Origin of the sequence: Tabrizicola sp. BL-A-41-H6, assembly GCF_050632395.1 — a bacterium.
GTDB lineage: Bacteria > Pseudomonadota > Alphaproteobacteria > Rhodobacterales > Rhodobacteraceae > JAUYQR01.
On sequence record NZ_CP192600.1, the window covers coordinates 3,937,817 to 3,953,090 of the forward strand.

The window sequence follows — 15,274 nt, forward strand, 5'->3', positions numbered from 1 at the left end:
GCGCGCGGCGGTTGGCCAGCATTATTACCACCAGCCGCCGCGCCCGTTCATTGCGCAGGGCAGCCTAAAGCTGCACATCCTCGTCATATCCAAGACCCATCCGGCAGGTGCCAAACCGGGCGCAGTAAATGGGCGCTGCATTAAGGGACAAAACCCGCACCATGTTTTGGGATTGGATCAACCGGCATGCGGCTTGGGCACTGTCGGCAAAAGCAAGCGCCGCAACTGCAACCAAACGATCAGCCGATGGGCCGGGGCGACTGGAATCATGTAAAGACGGCCAAAAAGGTTGTGGGTGACGACCGAGGCCGTGATGTTGATCTTGCAGCCGTCCATCTCGATGCAGATCATCACATCCAGATGCCGGTCGCGGGCGGTGAGGGTCATCTTGGTGTCCTCCAGCCGTTCGATCAGAAAGAAGTCCAATTGGCCCCCGACTTGGGATAACTCAACCAAACCGCCTGAAAAACCGCCGATCCGCTTTACTCCGAACCGGGCCGAAATCGCATCGCGCAGCGCAAACGCAACGCCAAGTCAGGGCAAGGGCCGCGCCATGATACGCCGCCATGCCTCTAGCGCAGTGATGGGTTGGGGCAGAAGAACCGACTGACTATTCAAGAAGGCGAGCTGATCCCTGGGGCCAACAAGATCGGTTGTGTCTTGGGCCGCGGTTGCTCCCACGCTTAGGATGACACTGCCGCGCTTGTGACCCTGATCGACATAGGCGTGGGCTTCCGCCGCGTTCTCCAGCGGGTAGGCGCTGTCAATGACCGGGCGAAAGGCGCTCACAGCGGCTAGATCGGCCAACTGACGCAAGTCTGCGATCGTCACCTTGACCACTCCGGCGATGGACTGGTGTCCACTGGATCGGCGCGGGCCGCCGATGCCAAGGACCGTTGCCAGTGTGCCAAGCGCGATCAGCAATCTGCCGCCGGGCTTCAGCAAGTGCCCACACCGCGCGTAGGGCGCGGTGCCAGTCGTATCCAGGATGATGTCATAGGTTTGGCTCACTGAAGCAATGTCCTGTGCGGTGTAGTCGAACACCGCATCAGCGCCAATCCGGCGGACAAGGCTCAGGTTGGCCGTGCTGCAGACGCCAGTAACATTCGCGCCAAAATGCTTGGCAATCTGCACCGCGGCGGTTCCGATGCATCCCGAAGCGCCGATGATCAGGACGCTGTCGCCACTTTTGATGCCCGCCTTGGCCTTGAGAAAATACAGCGCCGTCGTCCCGCCAAAAGACAAGGCTGCGGCCTCTTCAAAGGAAAGGTTGGCGGGCTTCTGCATGATCAGCCCGTCTTGCGGCATCACCCGGTATTCGGCATGGCAGCCGTACTTGGCGCCGGTAAAGGCAAAGACGTGATCGCCCAACTTGAACCGCGTGACGGCCTTGCCCATCGCGACGATTTCCCCGGCCAATTCCGTGCCCAAGATCGGCTGCCTCGGCCCAAACAAGCCGAAGAATGGCCTCCCCATCGTTCCAAAGCCCGCTGGCATGGCCAGACTGCGCGCCCGCCAGTCAGCGGTGCTGACGGTCGTGGCATGGATGCGGATCAGGACCTCATCGGCCTTCGGAGATGGCATCGGCACATCGGCCAGGACGACGACGCTGGGCGGGCCATATTTCTTGTAGACGGCGGCTTTCATTCAAAGACTTCCTTGTTTGGTGTTTTGCCCGTTCCTTCTAGGCATTTCACCCATGCAGATACATTGACCGTCATGGCCTATTTGATATGCGTTTATGCATGGATTGGCGCGCCGTCAGATTCGACTGGAACCGGGCAAGAGCATTCCTTGTCACAGCCGAGGAAGGGTCTCTTTCGGCAGCCGCCCGAGCCCTCGGCTTGGCGCAGCCTACACTTGGCCGGCAAGTCGATGCGCTGGAAGAAGAGCTTGGGGTTTTTCTGTTCGAACGCGTCGGGCGTGGGCTGACACTGACGCCAAGTGGGCTGGAACTTCTGGACCATGTTCGCGCTATGGGCGAGGCCGCCAATCGAATGTCGTTGTCAGCGGCCGGTCAATCCCAGTCCGTCGAGGGCAAGGTGGTGATCGCGGCGAGCGATGTCTACGCCGCTTTTCTTCTACCGCCCATTCTTGCCAAGTTGCGACAGGCCCAGCCCGGAATCGAGGTCGAGATCGTCGTTTCCTCCAAGGCCAGCGCTCTGTTGCGGCGTGAAGCGGACATCGCCATCCGCAACTTCCGCCCGACTGAACCGGATCTGGTTGCGCGAAAGATCCGCGACGTTCCGGCCCGGCTTTATGCAACGCCCGCATATATTGACAGCCTCAACAATCCCCAACTGCCCTATGACTTGCGGCAGGCTGATTTCATCAGCATCGATGGCTCGGGCATGTTTTTGAAGGGGTTGAACGCGATGGGCTTTCATCTGACGGAGCGCAACTTCCCGATTTTGACCGAGAATTATCTCGTCATGTGGGAACTGGTGAAGCATGGCCTTGGCATCGGGATTCTGGACGGCTCGATCGGCGATGCCGAGCCAAAGGTCACGCGAGTTCTGCCAGACCTTGCACCGCTGATGTTTCCGATCTGGCTGGTTGCGCACCGGGAACTCAACACCAGCCGGCGTATCCGGTTGGTGTTCGACTTGCTGGCAAAGGAACTGGCTTGAACATAAGTCGACTGATTGGCCTGCAGCATCTTCCCACGACGGCGCTTCCTATGCCGTACCTGACGGGTCCCAATTCGATGTGCGGGCATGAAACAGCTATCCAACAACGCGGTGGCTGCGGCCTTTCATGCAGTCCACCACGATCGCTTCGCGCTTGTCCTTCGATTTGGACACACCCCCGACGAGGCCGATAAGAGCGCCGCCGACCAGTCCCTCAACGGCAGTTCCACTCTCGTCGTGGTCAGCAATCGCGGCACCAAGCAGACCGCCCGCCGCAGCCGAGCCCATGGTATCCTGATCAAGCTGATGTTGACCCCGCGCCAGACTTTGGCAGGCTTGAAGATCGGCTTGGAAAGATGCGCTTGGGGCACCATCAACGATCGGCTGGTAGCTGGCACCGATATCGGCGCAGGCAGACAGGATGACCATGGTGCAAAGGGCCAGAATATATAGGCTTTTCATTTTCGTCTTTGCTTTCTTCAAGTATGAAATCATGTGACATTGGTGCGGTGCTTGACCGATCAGACCGCGAAAGGACTGAACCTCACCGATAGCGGCGGAGTCATGCCGCGACAGGGGCCCCGAACACGGCACCCGCCTGCCTTCGGATGAACCACTCGGCGACAGCAAGGTTCAGAACCCATGCAGCCCCCATCAGCAGCGCCCTTGGCAGTTCCCCCGGCAGGCCGACAGCCAGGATCCATGGCAGTTGTGTAACGGCTTGGGTCCCCGCCCCCAGACCAATGGCATAGGCCCGCATCATCCAGGCGCGATGCTGGGCCACGTCGCGCCGCAGGATGGCGGCGATCCCCAGAACCATGGTCAGAACCATGGCCGCACCAAAGAACAGCCGGAAAAAATAGAGCAGCAGGCCGTCGTTCGGACCGTAAGGGTAAAACTGGTTCATCCACAGGCCAGACAGGCCCGCCACAATGTCTGCGGGGGCCAGCATTCGCCCGGCCATACGGTGCCAGTGCGGAAAGCGGCGGCGAAAGCCGGGCCAGAACTGCAAGGCACCCAACACGCAAAACAGGCTGGCCCCCACGATGTGCAACTGAACGGGAAGCGGGTGCGCAAAGAACCGGGCGTTGGCGAGGGTAACGGTCTCGCCCGTCGCCAGCGACACCAGCCGCACCACTCCGGCCGCGACGGGGATGACGCTCAGCGCCAAAAGCCCTGCGGCGATGGGCCAGCCCTCCCGGATCGAAACGCGTTTTAACTGCATAATCAGTCTCCTTTAAAAGCGGTCTACTTATGCGCGGGATCGAAAGAAATTGCGGAAATCCGGCTTTGCGTTATACAAAAACGCATGAATTGGCAGACCTCCCCCTTTGACTGGAACCAGGCCCGCGCCTTCCTTGCGACGGCAGAGGCGGGCAGCCTGTCCGCCGCCGCTCGCTCTTTGGGGCTGACGCAACCCACCTTGTCGCGGCAGGTGGCGGCACTGGAGGAGGCTTTGGGTGTAGTCCTCTTCGACCGGGTCGGGCGCTCTTTGGCGATCACGCCCACCGGGGTCGACCTGCTGGACCAGTTCCGCGCAATGGGCGATGCGGCCGCTGGCATCGCCTTGGCCGCCTCGGGCCAGTCACAGGCGATCGAGGGGCAGGTCTGCATCACCGCCAGCGACGCGCTGGCGGCCTATTTCCTTCCGCCCATCCTGATGCACCTAAAAGATCTGGCCCCCGGGATAGAGATCGAGGTTCTCGCCTCAAACGACATCCGCGACCTGCGGCGGCGTGAGGCGGATATCGCCATCCGCCACGCCCGCCCGGACCAACCAGAGCTGATTGCAAAACTGGTCCGCACCTCCTCCGCGCACTTTTACGCCGCGCGCAGCTATCTGGACCGGCATGGCCGACCCCAAACCGCTGCCGATCTGTCGGACGCCACGTTCATCGGCTTTGCCCCGGTGGAGCGGCTGATCGCCGGGTTAAACTCTTGCGGCCTCGCGCTGACCCGCGCGCAGTTCAAGGTGGTGACCGACAATGGTGTGGTGGCGGGCGAGTTGATCCGGCAAGGCTTTGGGATCGGCGTCATGCCGAAGGAATTCGCCGTCTTGTTGCCCGGCGTTGAACCGGTCCTGCCTGACCTTGTCGCCCTGCCGGTTCCGTTCTGGCTGACCACCCACCGCGAGCTCTTGACCAGCCGCCGGATCCGCCTGGTCTATGATCTGCTGGCCGAAGCATTTTCTTGACGTGCGTGGCGTTTTCTCTGCCGCTGCACGGTGTCAATTGGTTCAACGTTCAGGAATACTAGCAATGTAATTAGACACCCGCTTCAACGCCTCGGCGTTGTGGAAAATGCCGAAATGCGTGGTCTGGCCAAGGATTTCTGCGCCGCCCCGGTATCCCGCCTCCTTTAGCAGAGCCAGCAGTGCAACTCTGTCGACGGCCTCATCCGTGTCACCGACAAGGATCAGCGAATTGGCGGGCATCGCCTTGATATCTGACTGGTAGTTGTTGCGAGGATGGAAAGAGACATTGAGCCGCCAGGAATAGGCAAGGGTCTCGGTCCCATTCCATGCGCTGGCGGGCTTGTTGAAGGCGATGACAGGAAGTCCGTCGAACCCGTGCACCCCAATGGCATTCAGCGCCACAAGCCCCAGGATGCGGGACAGATCAATGACGTTCCACCCGCCCGCGTCACCACCCCGCACGGCGGCCGTACGCGGAATGATTGGAGCGAGGGCGATGTAGCCCGCAATAGCCTCCTGTTTCGGCCCCACGCCTCCGGCGAAACGCAACACAAAGCCTGCGCCACTGGAATGGCCGCCAAGGATGATCGGCCCCAAGTGGCCCTGCATGCGAAGTTCCCGGATGAGATCGACGATGTCGTCCTCGTACTGGCCGATGTATTCGACGTCGCCTCGGCGTCGCCCCGAGAAATAGTGCCCGCGCATGTTCGGCAGGACGACGTTTGCGGCCCCTGCGGCGCTGACATAGGTCGCCAGCTCATCATAGCCGCCGCCGTGGTAGGAGGAACCATGAATGAAGATGAGGATCCGTTCACTCGCTGAATCATAAACCCTGTAGGCAAGCGCATCGCCGTCACGGGCGCGGAACTGCAGCAACGGGGGGAGCGCCTTGGCCGCCTCCTTCTCGGCGGAAAAGCCGAAGACGTCTGTCTCGGGCGGCATGGACGGAAAGGGCAGCGCAATCGCCACTATTGCTACAACCAACCCGACGATCCCGAGCATGATCAGAATGACGATTCCGCGAAACAGGTGGCGCAATGCATGTCCTCTGCGAGTGACATCGTATTCGGATGAACCGCTGCAAGTTTCCGTGTTGATTTCCACCCGGACGTGAGCCGCCTCTGACTATGAAGTTCGGGGCATGTTGGCGTCAAGGTAGGGTTTGTCCCTTTCTTTTTCGGCTGCGCTGGCTGCGCTTGCCATGATCCGAAAGTTGTCTTCTCCGACCACTAGGATGTTGCTGAAGTGGTGGGGCGGCTGAAAAAGGCCATTCTCATCTTGGCGTTACCAAAGATCACGGCCAATTCCCCAAAGTTGAGGACATCCGATTTCTCCCACTTGCTGTCGATGCTTTAAGGGCGGAAAGCTGCCCCAAGCAGAGATAGCATCGCATCGGCAGAACTCCTGGATAGCTGCCATTGTGGTCTGCCCGCTTTAAGGAAGTTTCTTCTGACAATGCCACTCTGAAAGCTGCAAATGTTTCCAGCCCGCTGTCTGGGTATTCAGGGTTGGAGGGCGGCCAGCGCCGGTGGGCCGATTTCGCGTGCAATCTTCTCGGCGATCGCGTCGGCGAAGTCAGCGAAGGTCGTAATCTGGATGACAAATGAGCCCGGCCCTGTGATCACTTCCTTGCGAAACCAGTCGGCCAGTACGCCGTTCTTGTCCGAAATCGCCAGCGCGTTGATGGTCACGCCCTCTGCCCGCGCACGCTCCCGGGAGTGATGGAGGGTGATGCCGTCGGGCCTCGGGCCAAGCGACTCCACTCCGTCGCCCGAAACATTGATCAGCGATCGGTAGGCGCATCGCGTGGGGTCATCCAGAAGATCAAGTGCCACCCAGAGGCCGTTGCCGATGGCAGTATTACCGGTGACCTGGCGCGGAGCCACCTCAATTGCGTCAGCCAGTCGTTCGGCGCCTTTCCGTCGATCGACTCGCTGCCAAGGAAGAACCTGTACCGGCATTGCACTGTCGCCCCAAAACACGACGGAAAGATCCACCGTGCCCGCGCCTTGCAACGCTGCCAGAACCTTCGGAGTGCGAAAGGCGTTCGCATAACCGTGGCGCTGCAGTGCGTATTCGCTGTCGTCTATGCTGCCGGAGCTGTCGATGGCGAGTACGAGTGCAAGATCGGCACACCGCGCCTCAGCCATCCCAGCAATCAGGCTAAGGCTTAGGACACTGGCCGTCAGACGCCAAGAATGGCACATGGAGTACCTCGCGCTATCCGGCGGGATTGCCGGCGTTGCTCCACGCCACCTACTGACGCGCCGCAGCAAGAAGATCTGATCTCAGCGGAGGTCTTATGTCTGGACTCGTCCAGTTCTAACGAAGCGATGTGTACACTAAGAACTGATTCTTCCCAATGTTTCTGTCGGCACCCGGACCGGTGTCGTGAGAAGCGACCTCTGGTAGGACGGGACATTCACATGTCCTGCCCTACTGCATCTGGTATCTCCTTGATTGTCCCGGCTGCTTGTCCCGGCCAGGGTCGGCAGCAGGATGATAGGGCCCTATTCCCGCTTCGACCCTAGAAGCTGGTCAATCCGGCGGAATCGGGAGGCCAGAAAAAACATTACCAACGCCACCGCAAAGGCCAGGATCGCCAGCGTCCAGCCTAATGCCACCACTCCGGTCCCGGGCCAGAGCAGCAACACAAAGCCGCCTGCAAGCGCGAACAGACCAACGTTGCGCGCACTGTCGCGCGCGAGGTCCTCTGATGGCGCGCGCCACCATTTCAGCAGATAGCCGGCGCCAGTTACTAGCGCCCAGACCCCCATCAGTACAAATACCAACCGTGCCGAGGTCGCCGGGACGAACAGAAGTGCCACGCCAATAATTCCGGTCAGGAGCCCTGGGGCGCGGCTGGCCATGTCGTCCGATGTCCTGCGCGCGCCCAAGATCCAGAACGCGGCATCAAGCACCAGAAACAAACCGAAAAGGCGCAAGAGGATGGAAATGCTTGAGGTCGGCCAAAACAGCGCCGCGATGCCCAGAAGAAGCGCAATGCCGCCTCGCACAAAAAAGGTCCACCAGAGCTCTGATGCCTTCTTGCCAATTGTGGCTCGGGCCTTCTGCGCCAATTCCGCGCGCCGATCTCCCAGGTTCAGTTTTGGGTCTTCCATAGGCTTTCCCCGCAAAAGGATTGAGTCCGCTCCTGATCCCGCAGTAGCACAAAATCGATCGGGTCGAACCCTGCTCGTCATTTGGGTGGGCTCGTTCAATCCCCCGGCGCCAATAGTCAACGGCAGCTTCGTCCGCAGTCCTGTTATAGCGCGAAATCGGCGTAACGTCCGGTTAGCAGCTGACGCCACATTGATGCTACGGTCTCCGGATAATCAACCGGAGGCGCTTCGCCATGACCGCATTCCACTTGCCGCCCAAATCGCCCGACGCGACGTTTGCTGACTTACGACACGCTCACGTTTGCCTCCGCGTTCCTGACTACGAGGCCGCAAAGTCGTGGTTGGTCGGCAAGCTGGATTTTGGCGTGGTTCACGAGTGGCCTGAGCCGATGTTGGGAGTTCAGATGGGGTATCTGGCAGCTGCCTGCGATGATGGGACGATTCTTGAGGTCGTCGGCGGAAATGACCCAGAGGCGTCACCAAGTGCCGAGTCGGATTTTGTGGCGACATTTGGCTTTCAGGGCCTGCATCATGTCTGCTTCACCGTGCCCTCGGTGGACAGGACGGGCGAGAATTTGAAGGCGCGCAAGGTGAAAGTCTTAGCCGAGCCGTTCAATGTTGAAGCGATTTCCAGGAGGATCGCTTTCTTTGCCGATCCCTGGGGCAACCTCTTTGAGCTGGAGGAAATTCTGAACTGACGACGATGCCTAACCGCAAGTGACTGCTTTGTCCCGCATAGCGGTCACATGCGGCGCAAGAATGCTGCAGCACCGACCAACGTCTGCTTCGGGGTGCGCGGCCAAGCAGCATGGGATGAGGTCGACCGGCAGGTATGGGCCGGTTGCGTCGAAACCGTCGTCGCCTTCGCTTGGGACGGCAAGCAGACTGGCGGTGCCCCCAAGTTCGACGCGTTCTTAATCTACGTCATTGGACAATTCGCGACGCCAATGCAGATGGATTAGACAGATCAAACCCGCCTCATTACCTTCGACTGAAATTCGGTTACTGCGCCGACGGCGCGAAGGCGCTTGGATGCGCTGACAAGGAGGCTTCATCGTTTGTTCAGTTCCAAAAACACCTACATTTGTGAACATCGGCGCAGGTTTGGGGGTATCATTGGGGGTATCGGAAGGAGACAATGATTTTTTACCGCTTTAAGACAAAAGCTTACTGATCCAGTGTGGGTTCCCCCCTCACAAAATCCAATACTTACAGGAAGCGGCCAGGCCAGCTCGGGGTCGGTTTTACAGGGCGTTTTGCAGTTTTGGAGAAGACGGTCTGGTAACGGTCCAACTTTTTAGCGGAATCCGCAGTAGGCCGCGTCGCAAAGTCGGCAGTTCAAATCGAACAATGACCCTCGACGCGGATGTAATCCAGAACCCAACCAACGAGAGATTGACCACATAAGACGACAAAGGGCCCCGCGATGCGGAGCCCCTTGTGCAGCTTCAGTGGTATAGAGATCTCTGATTACTGGCCTTATTCTACTTCGATCTTTTGCGTTTCATGGCGCGGTATGTCTCCATCTTTTGCATTGCGGAGTCGGCCAGTTCGCGGTCTGCGGACAGGTAGTGCTTCGACAGGATGTTTTCGGCATCACGAATACTGTGCCCGGTGATGCTGGCAATCTCCGCGACGGTGCAACCGGCCCGGGCGAGATTTACGACTGCCGTTCCTGGCCTGCCCCGATCGAGTGGTCCGGTTACAGTCTTAGTGCATGACGGGTCTTGGCGTTACGGCTGGGGTGGCCGGCGGAGCGGCTCCGGATGGCGAAGCCGGCCATTGGATGACCTCGGGAGCTGGCGGGCGATACCCAGTGATGAGTGCGGGCGCTTTGTGTTGTAGTGGCGGCGCCAAGACTCGATGACGATCCGTGCCTCGGCGAGGCTGTAGAAGATCTCCCCGTTGAGCAGCTCGTCCCTGAGTTTCGAGTTGAAGCTCTCGCAGGTGCCGTTCTCCCAGGGGCTGCCAGGCTCGATATAGGCGGTCTTTGCGCCCCCACGGCGGCGATCCACTCCCGCACCGCCTTGGCAATGAACTCCGGGCCGTTGTCGGACCGTATGTGATCCGGCACGCCGCGCAGGATGAAGAGATCGGACAAGACGTCGATGACGTCGGTCGATCGGAGCCTCCTGTCGATCCGGATTGCCAGGCACTCCCGGGTGAACTCGTCGATGAGGTTGAGCATGCGGAACTTCCTTCCATCGTGGGTTCGGCTTTCAACGAAGTCGTAAGACCAGACGTGGTTCGGACGCTCAGGCCGAAGACGGATGCACGACCCATCATTCAGCCAGAGCCGGCCCTTCTTCGGTTGTTTCGCAGGCACCTTCAGCCCCTCCCGCCGCCAGATCCGCTCGACCCGCTTCACATTCACCGCCCAGCCCGCCTCGCGGAGAAGAGCCGTGATCCGGCGGTAGCCGTAGCGACCAAACTGGCTGGCGAGCGCGATGATGTCCGCGGTGAGCCTCCTCGTCGGCCCGGCCCTGCGGCATCTTCCGCTGTGTCGAGCGATACTGCCCGAGGACACGACAGGCGAACCGTTCCGAGATCCGGAACCGCTGCCTGACATGTTCGATGCAAGCACGGCGACGGGCGGGGCTCAGTAGTTTCGCTACGCGGACCTTCGGTTCCCGATGCCGCCTCCCGCAGGATGAGCTTCTCCAGCGTCAGGTCAGAGATCGCCTTCCGAAGTCGCTCCCTCGCCATTGGGCTCGAACCAATGGCGCCTCAATGGCTCGATCCTTCTCGAGCTCCTTCAGCCGCTTCACCTGGTCGGTCTTCAGCCCGCCGAACTCCTTGCGCCACCGATAGTAGGTGAACTGCGTCACGCCGATCGAGCGCACGGCTTCGGCCACAGACTGGCCTTGCGATACCAACACGTCGACCTGCCGCAGCTTTGCGACGATCTCCTCCGGCTCGTGCTTCTTCTGGGGCATTCCTGCATCCTCCAAATGGCTCGTAAGCAATACCTCAGGGAGGACCACTTTTCAGGGGGCAGACCAGTTCGGTTGGACGATCCCGGTCTTGTTTTCCTAAACGGACGAGATCATAGGGGGCCACGGCCACATCATGGCAGCTTCGCTTTTGAAGATTGCCGAAACTCCCTGCAGGATAAGGGTTGTCCCCTCCCCCGCACGCCTAACTTAGCCGCCCGAAAGGAACGATGAGGGCCTGGCACGGGCCGTCATCGGGGCTCCAGCGGCCTGAGCCGCTGCCGATGCCGTCTTCGACATCACCGGGCCGCAGCACCCGCACCCTGCCCGATGCGCCCTGGTGCCCGCCGGCATTGCCGGCTTTGGCTGTGCTCCCCCCGCGAGCATCGGCCCGGCAAGCTGACGCTCTGCCAACTGACCGCACGTTGGACAATCGCAGGGGGCAGCAAAGTGCGCTATAGAGCGGAACATATCAAATGGACCGCAGTCAACGCAGGCATAGGTATAGTGGGGCATGGCTAGCACCTCGCTTAGAAGACCGTTCAGTCCTTGACGGTGGTGCCGCCGGTATAAGGCTTCGGTAGCCAGTTGCCATCGCGGGGCACGCCGGCGCGGCCGAACAGGCCGTCCACGCTGGCCTCCATCCGACGGCGCAGCGCTTTGACATCCACATCCACCAACTTGCCATGCCGCTTGACCGCGCGGCCCCGCACGAAGACCGAGTCGATGTTGCCCACGTGCGCATCGGCAATCACGGCCCCAACGGGGTTGTTGATCGGGAACATATTCAGCGAGTCGGTGTTCAGGATGACAATGTCGGCGTCTTTGCCGGGGGTAAGAGAGCCAGTCTTGTGATCCAGGTTCGCGGTTTTGGCGCCTTGCAGGGTGGCGAAATCCAGCATATCGCGGGCGGTCAGCGGCAGCGGGTCCAGCAGTCGGTTCTGCGTTAGCGCCTCGGCGTTCACCACGCCGCGCGTCGCGGCCAGCAGGATGCGGATCTGGGTGAACATGTCACCCCCGACCGAGGTGCACACGTCGATCGAGATGCTGGGTCGCAGGCCGTATTTCAGGAAGCTGAGCGTGGCGGGGTTGCCGTGGCCCATGTTCAGCTCGACCTCGGCAGCAAGGGACGCCGAGCCGCCTGTGTCAGCGATCATCTTAAATTCGTGGTCGGCCAGCGTACAGCAATGCACATAGGTCGTCCGCGGCCCCAGCAGCCCGCGCGAATGTAGCTGATCAATCGGCTTGTTAAGCCCCCAAAGCCCGTCACCCGCGTGCAGCGTGATCGGCAGATCGAGATCACGCGCCATGCGGAAATCGCGCTCGGTCTGGTCGAGTGTGGCGAACTGAGGCCCGCGCGCAGCAAACGCCATCGTCACCAGCCCGTCATCCGAGCTGAAATACTGTTTGCGCACCCGTGCCACATCGTCGAAATCCGATGGCAGGTCGCTGATGGGGAACCATTCCTTGTTGGCGTTGCCATAGGCAAACACTGCGCGGATGCCACTGTCCTTGAGGCCCTTAACGGCCATGTCCGCATGCTCGGGCGAATTCGTGTTGTGCGACCAGTCCACAAGCGTGGTGATGCCGGCATCCAGCGCCTCCAGCGCGCCGATATAGTTGGCCACATACATGTCGTCGGCGGTGTAAAGCCCGCCCATCACGCCGCGCACGCCGCCAAAGTATTGCGCCAGCGTCCAGTCGGCTGCGGCGTTTCGCATCAGGCACTGCCAGGTATGGCGGTGCGTATCGACGAAACCAGGCATGACAATGGAACTGCTGCCGTCGATTTCGATGCCGTCAACCGGCCCAAGGTTCGGGCCCACGGCGGCGATCTTTTCACCGTCGATCAGTACGTCCGCGCACAGGTGTTCTCCGATCTTGGGGTCCATCGACAGCACGATTGCATTCCGGATCACGGTCCGAGCCATAGTTCATTCCTCCCTGTTTCGAACGGTCTTGCGCGGGCGACGCGGGTCATGACACTGCCAAAACCCCTCTCTGGTGGGGTTGCGGAACTGCTGCGCCGCAGGGGTGCAAAACGCCCGCGCTGCCCTCTCTGCCATACGGTTAGCAGCAGGATTCGGGCGTTTCAAATCAGGATAGATGATAGTCTCTATCCGCGGGGATGATGCCCTCATTGTCATCGTCCGACGCGCGGCGGGCTGCGAAACGCTGCGGCATCGGCCGGTTCGGGGTCTGTCCAAGCGGGGCCGAAGGGCTCTTCCGCCCCGCGGGGAACCGGAACCTCGAAGGCGTTGATGGTCATCGAGATCAGCGTGTAATACCCCAGAATTCCTACAAGATCGACCGTGGCCTCCAACCCGACCAGCCGCAACGCATCGGCATAGGCTGTGTCTGAGACCCGCCGTGTCGTCAGCAATTCCGTGACGAAACGATACACTGCCTGGTCGGTCTCGCTATCTAGCACCGGGGTCTGTCCGCGTCGGATCGCCTCGATCGCGCGCGGATCAAGACCGGCCTGAAGGCCAATGGGAGCGTGGACGTGCCATTCGAACCCCGATTGCCAATCAGCGCCCACGATCAGGATTGCCAGTTCCGACAGCCGGGGCGGCAGCCGTGTGCCATAGCGGCAATAGGCGCCAAGCGCCTGCGCGTGTCGTGCCAGTTCGGGGCTTTGCACCCACACCCGTAAAGGCCCTTCCACAACGCCGCGCGGGCCGGACCGGATGGCATCGAACACCGACCGCTGATCAGACGACAGGGCGGCCTCGTCAAGAACGGGGGGGCGAAGCGACATGGCAGAGTTCCTTTCTGGCGGTCAGGCAAACATCTCGAACTGACCGAACTTGCCGGTCACGTAGATCAGTGGCTGACGGTCGGCGGCGGCCGCCCGCAGAACCCGGCCGATGAACAGCTCGTGATCGCCGCCCGGGTCGCGGCGTACCACCTCGCATTCCAGATGTGCGATGGCATCGGCGATCAGCGGCACATCGCCTAGGCCCGGCATGGTGGCGATCCCCCGAAACTTGTCATTTGACGGACGCGCGAACTGCAACGCCACCGCCGCCTGATCGATGCCAAGTATGTTCACGGCGAACCGCCCTGACGACCTGTAAGAGGACAAGCTGGGTGCCTTCAGCGCAAGGCTCCACAGGATCAGGGGTGGGTCCAGCGACAGTGTGTTAAACGAACTGGCCGTGACGCCGACCGGCTTGCCTTCGGTCGACACGGTAGTGACCACCGTGACACCTGTGGCAAAGCGGCCCAAGACCGACCGGAATGCGGCAGGATCGACCGCCGGCACGCTGGTCGATCCGCTGGTCGATCTGGCGGGCGTGTCAGGGTCTGTCATGCGGGTCATGGTTCCAGTACCGTTGAAAGTGATTGCATGGGCCTGACATAAGACAGTTGCGGCATACCCAGAAATGATAATATTAGACCTCTGGCATCAGAAACGGTGATGACATGCTCAACCTCCGCCATCTTGTGACCTTTGTCGGAGTCTACGAGGAACGGTCATTCTCCAAGGCGGCCAAGCGGCTGCACGCTACGCAATCGGGCCTTTCGATGCAAACTCAGCATCTGGAGGAAAGCATTGGACTTTCGCTGTTCGACCGGTCGGCGCGCGGGGTGACGCCCACCTTTGCCGGCGATCGCCTTTATGAACTTTCCGTCGAAGTGATCCGCCGGCTAGACGAGATCGACGCAGATATCCGCGTGCTGAAGACCGGAGTCGGCGGCGAGCTTTCGGTTGGCCTGATGCCCACATTCACTCGCGCCGTGCTGGCTCCCACGCTGGGGGCGTTCATCGCTGAATACCCGACCGTTAGGGTGTCCGTGGTCGAGGCCTATAGTGCCGCGCTGACAGAAGGCGTGGCGGCGGGCACCTACGATTTCGCTATCGTGCCCCGAGCGCCGCACCGCGACGGGATCCGGACCCATCTGCTGGGGTCAGACCGCGAGATTCTGGTGTGCAAGCCGGGATCTGGGCTGACGCATCTGGCGCCAGTGCGACTGGCTGATTTGCCGCCCCTGAAACTGGTGCTGCCAGGGCGCGGCAACGCCCGGCGCGAGGCGTTCGAGAATTATGCCGAACTGCACGGCATCCGCATCGCCACCATCCTCAACATGGATGCGATGATCGCCACGCTGGAGTTCGTGTCACATTCCGACTTCGTGACTATCCTGCCCGAAACCATCTGCGTGAACGATCTTGATGGCACGGTGCGCTCGCTTCACCCGATCATCGACCCGACGCTGACGGTGGATTATGTGGTGATCGAACCCGCCAAGGCCGCGATGCCGAAGGCGGCAGCGCTCTTTCTGGAGGGAATCGAGACGCAATACCGCAAGCTGAAGGAATTGTGGCTGGCCACCGGCGCCATGGCCGCCGAACTTGATCATCACAAGGACTGATCGCCCACATCAGAA

16 protein-coding genes and 1 pseudogene are annotated in these 15,274 nt (G+C 60.7%); 5 read left to right on the plus strand and 12 right to left on the minus strand.

The features are described 5' to 3' along the window. Nucleotides 1-177: 177 nt before the first annotated feature. Entirely contained in the window at nucleotides 178-516 is a 339-nt protein-coding gene (locus tag ACROUL_RS19395; RefSeq protein WP_431301346.1) for a DUF2867 domain-containing protein, read from the minus strand. An 18-nt stretch (nucleotides 517-534) separates the two neighbouring features. After that, nucleotides 535-1,647, minus strand: a complete 1,113-nt coding sequence (locus tag ACROUL_RS19400; RefSeq protein WP_431301065.1) for an NAD(P)-dependent alcohol dehydrogenase — start codon at nucleotides 1,645-1,647, stop codon at nucleotides 535-537. Between the two features lie 86 nt (nucleotides 1,648-1,733). Between ACROUL_RS19400 and ACROUL_RS19405 the strand changes: the two genes are divergently transcribed. Further along, on the plus strand, nucleotides 1,734-2,630 hold the full coding sequence (locus ACROUL_RS19405; protein WP_431301066.1) for a LysR family transcriptional regulator: 897 nt from the start codon (nucleotides 1,734-1,736) through the stop codon (nucleotides 2,628-2,630). A 96-nt stretch (nucleotides 2,631-2,726) separates the two neighbouring features. Here the strand turns inward: ACROUL_RS19405 and ACROUL_RS19410 are convergent, their stop codons facing one another. Both ACROUL_RS19410 and ACROUL_RS19415 read right to left on the minus strand, forming a co-directional pair. Beyond that, entirely contained in the window at nucleotides 2,727-3,113 is a 387-nt protein-coding gene (locus tag ACROUL_RS19410; protein ID WP_431301067.1) for a glycine zipper family protein, read from the minus strand. 79 nt (nucleotides 3,114-3,192) lie between these two features. Beyond that, entirely contained in the window at nucleotides 3,193-3,855 is a 663-nt protein-coding gene (locus ACROUL_RS19415; RefSeq protein WP_431301068.1) for a DUF2306 domain-containing protein, read from the minus strand. Nucleotides 3,856-3,939: 84 nt separating this feature from the next. On the opposite strand from ACROUL_RS19415, the gene ACROUL_RS19420 reads away from it, so the two are divergent. After that, on the plus strand, nucleotides 3,940-4,824 hold the full coding sequence (locus ACROUL_RS19420; RefSeq protein ID WP_431301069.1) for a LysR family transcriptional regulator: 885 nt from the start codon (nucleotides 3,940-3,942) through the stop codon (nucleotides 4,822-4,824). Nucleotides 4,825-4,866: 42 nt separating this feature from the next. Here ACROUL_RS19420 and ACROUL_RS19425 read toward each other — a convergent pair whose 3' ends face one another. From ACROUL_RS19425 to ACROUL_RS19435, 3 genes are all read right to left on the minus strand, one after another. After that, nucleotides 4,867-5,862, minus strand: coding sequence for an alpha/beta hydrolase (locus ACROUL_RS19425; protein WP_431301070.1), 996 nt, complete (start codon nucleotides 5,860-5,862; stop codon nucleotides 4,867-4,869). A 464-nt stretch (nucleotides 5,863-6,326) separates the two neighbouring features. Continuing rightward, nucleotides 6,327-6,974, minus strand: coding sequence for a DUF1194 domain-containing protein (locus ACROUL_RS19430; RefSeq protein WP_431301071.1), 648 nt, complete (start codon nucleotides 6,972-6,974; stop codon nucleotides 6,327-6,329). A 360-nt stretch (nucleotides 6,975-7,334) separates the two neighbouring features. Beyond that, entirely contained in the window at nucleotides 7,335-7,946 is a 612-nt protein-coding gene (locus ACROUL_RS19435; protein WP_431301072.1) for an HdeD family acid-resistance protein, read from the minus strand. 233 nt (nucleotides 7,947-8,179) lie between these two features. Between ACROUL_RS19435 and ACROUL_RS19440 the strand changes: the two genes are divergently transcribed. Then, nucleotides 8,180-8,644 carry a VOC family protein gene (locus tag ACROUL_RS19440; RefSeq protein ID WP_431301073.1) on the plus strand — a complete coding sequence of 155 codons (465 nt, stop codon included), beginning with the start codon at nucleotides 8,180-8,182 and terminating at the stop codon, nucleotides 8,642-8,644. Nucleotides 8,645-8,692: 48 nt separating this feature from the next. Next, nucleotides 8,693-8,908 (plus strand): hypothetical protein, encoded by a 216-nt coding sequence (locus tag ACROUL_RS19445; protein ID WP_431301074.1) that lies wholly within the window; start codon nucleotides 8,693-8,695, stop codon nucleotides 8,906-8,908. A 748-nt stretch (nucleotides 8,909-9,656) separates the two neighbouring features. On the opposite strand, the pseudogene ACROUL_RS19450 reads toward ACROUL_RS19445, so the two are convergent. From ACROUL_RS19450 to ACROUL_RS19470, 5 genes and pseudogenes are all read right to left on the minus strand, one after another. Continuing rightward, nucleotides 9,657-10,882: pseudogene (locus ACROUL_RS19450) on the minus strand (IS3 family transposase). 207 nt (nucleotides 10,883-11,089) lie between these two features. Then, nucleotides 11,090-11,395 (minus strand): zinc ribbon domain-containing protein, encoded by a 306-nt coding sequence (locus ACROUL_RS19455; RefSeq protein WP_431301075.1) that lies wholly within the window; start codon nucleotides 11,393-11,395, stop codon nucleotides 11,090-11,092. A 26-nt stretch (nucleotides 11,396-11,421) separates the two neighbouring features. After that, the gene (locus ACROUL_RS19460) at nucleotides 11,422-12,810 is read right to left on the minus strand and encodes an amidohydrolase family protein (RefSeq protein WP_431301076.1); all 1,389 of its coding nucleotides are present in this window, start codon (nucleotides 12,808-12,810) and stop codon (nucleotides 11,422-11,424) included. A 212-nt stretch (nucleotides 12,811-13,022) separates the two neighbouring features. Continuing rightward, entirely contained in the window at nucleotides 13,023-13,640 is a 618-nt protein-coding gene (locus ACROUL_RS19465; protein ID WP_431301077.1) for a carboxymuconolactone decarboxylase family protein, read from the minus strand. A gap of 21 nt (nucleotides 13,641-13,661) precedes the next feature. Then, nucleotides 13,662-14,204 (minus strand): flavin reductase family protein, encoded by a 543-nt coding sequence (locus ACROUL_RS19470; protein WP_431301078.1) that lies wholly within the window; start codon nucleotides 14,202-14,204, stop codon nucleotides 13,662-13,664. A gap of 104 nt (nucleotides 14,205-14,308) precedes the next feature. Between ACROUL_RS19470 and ACROUL_RS19475 the strand changes: the two genes are divergently transcribed. Further along, nucleotides 14,309-15,259 carry a LysR family transcriptional regulator gene (locus ACROUL_RS19475; protein WP_431301079.1) on the plus strand — a complete coding sequence of 317 codons (951 nt, stop codon included), beginning with the start codon at nucleotides 14,309-14,311 and terminating at the stop codon, nucleotides 15,257-15,259. The last annotated feature ends 15 nt before the right edge of the window (nucleotides 15,260-15,274 follow it).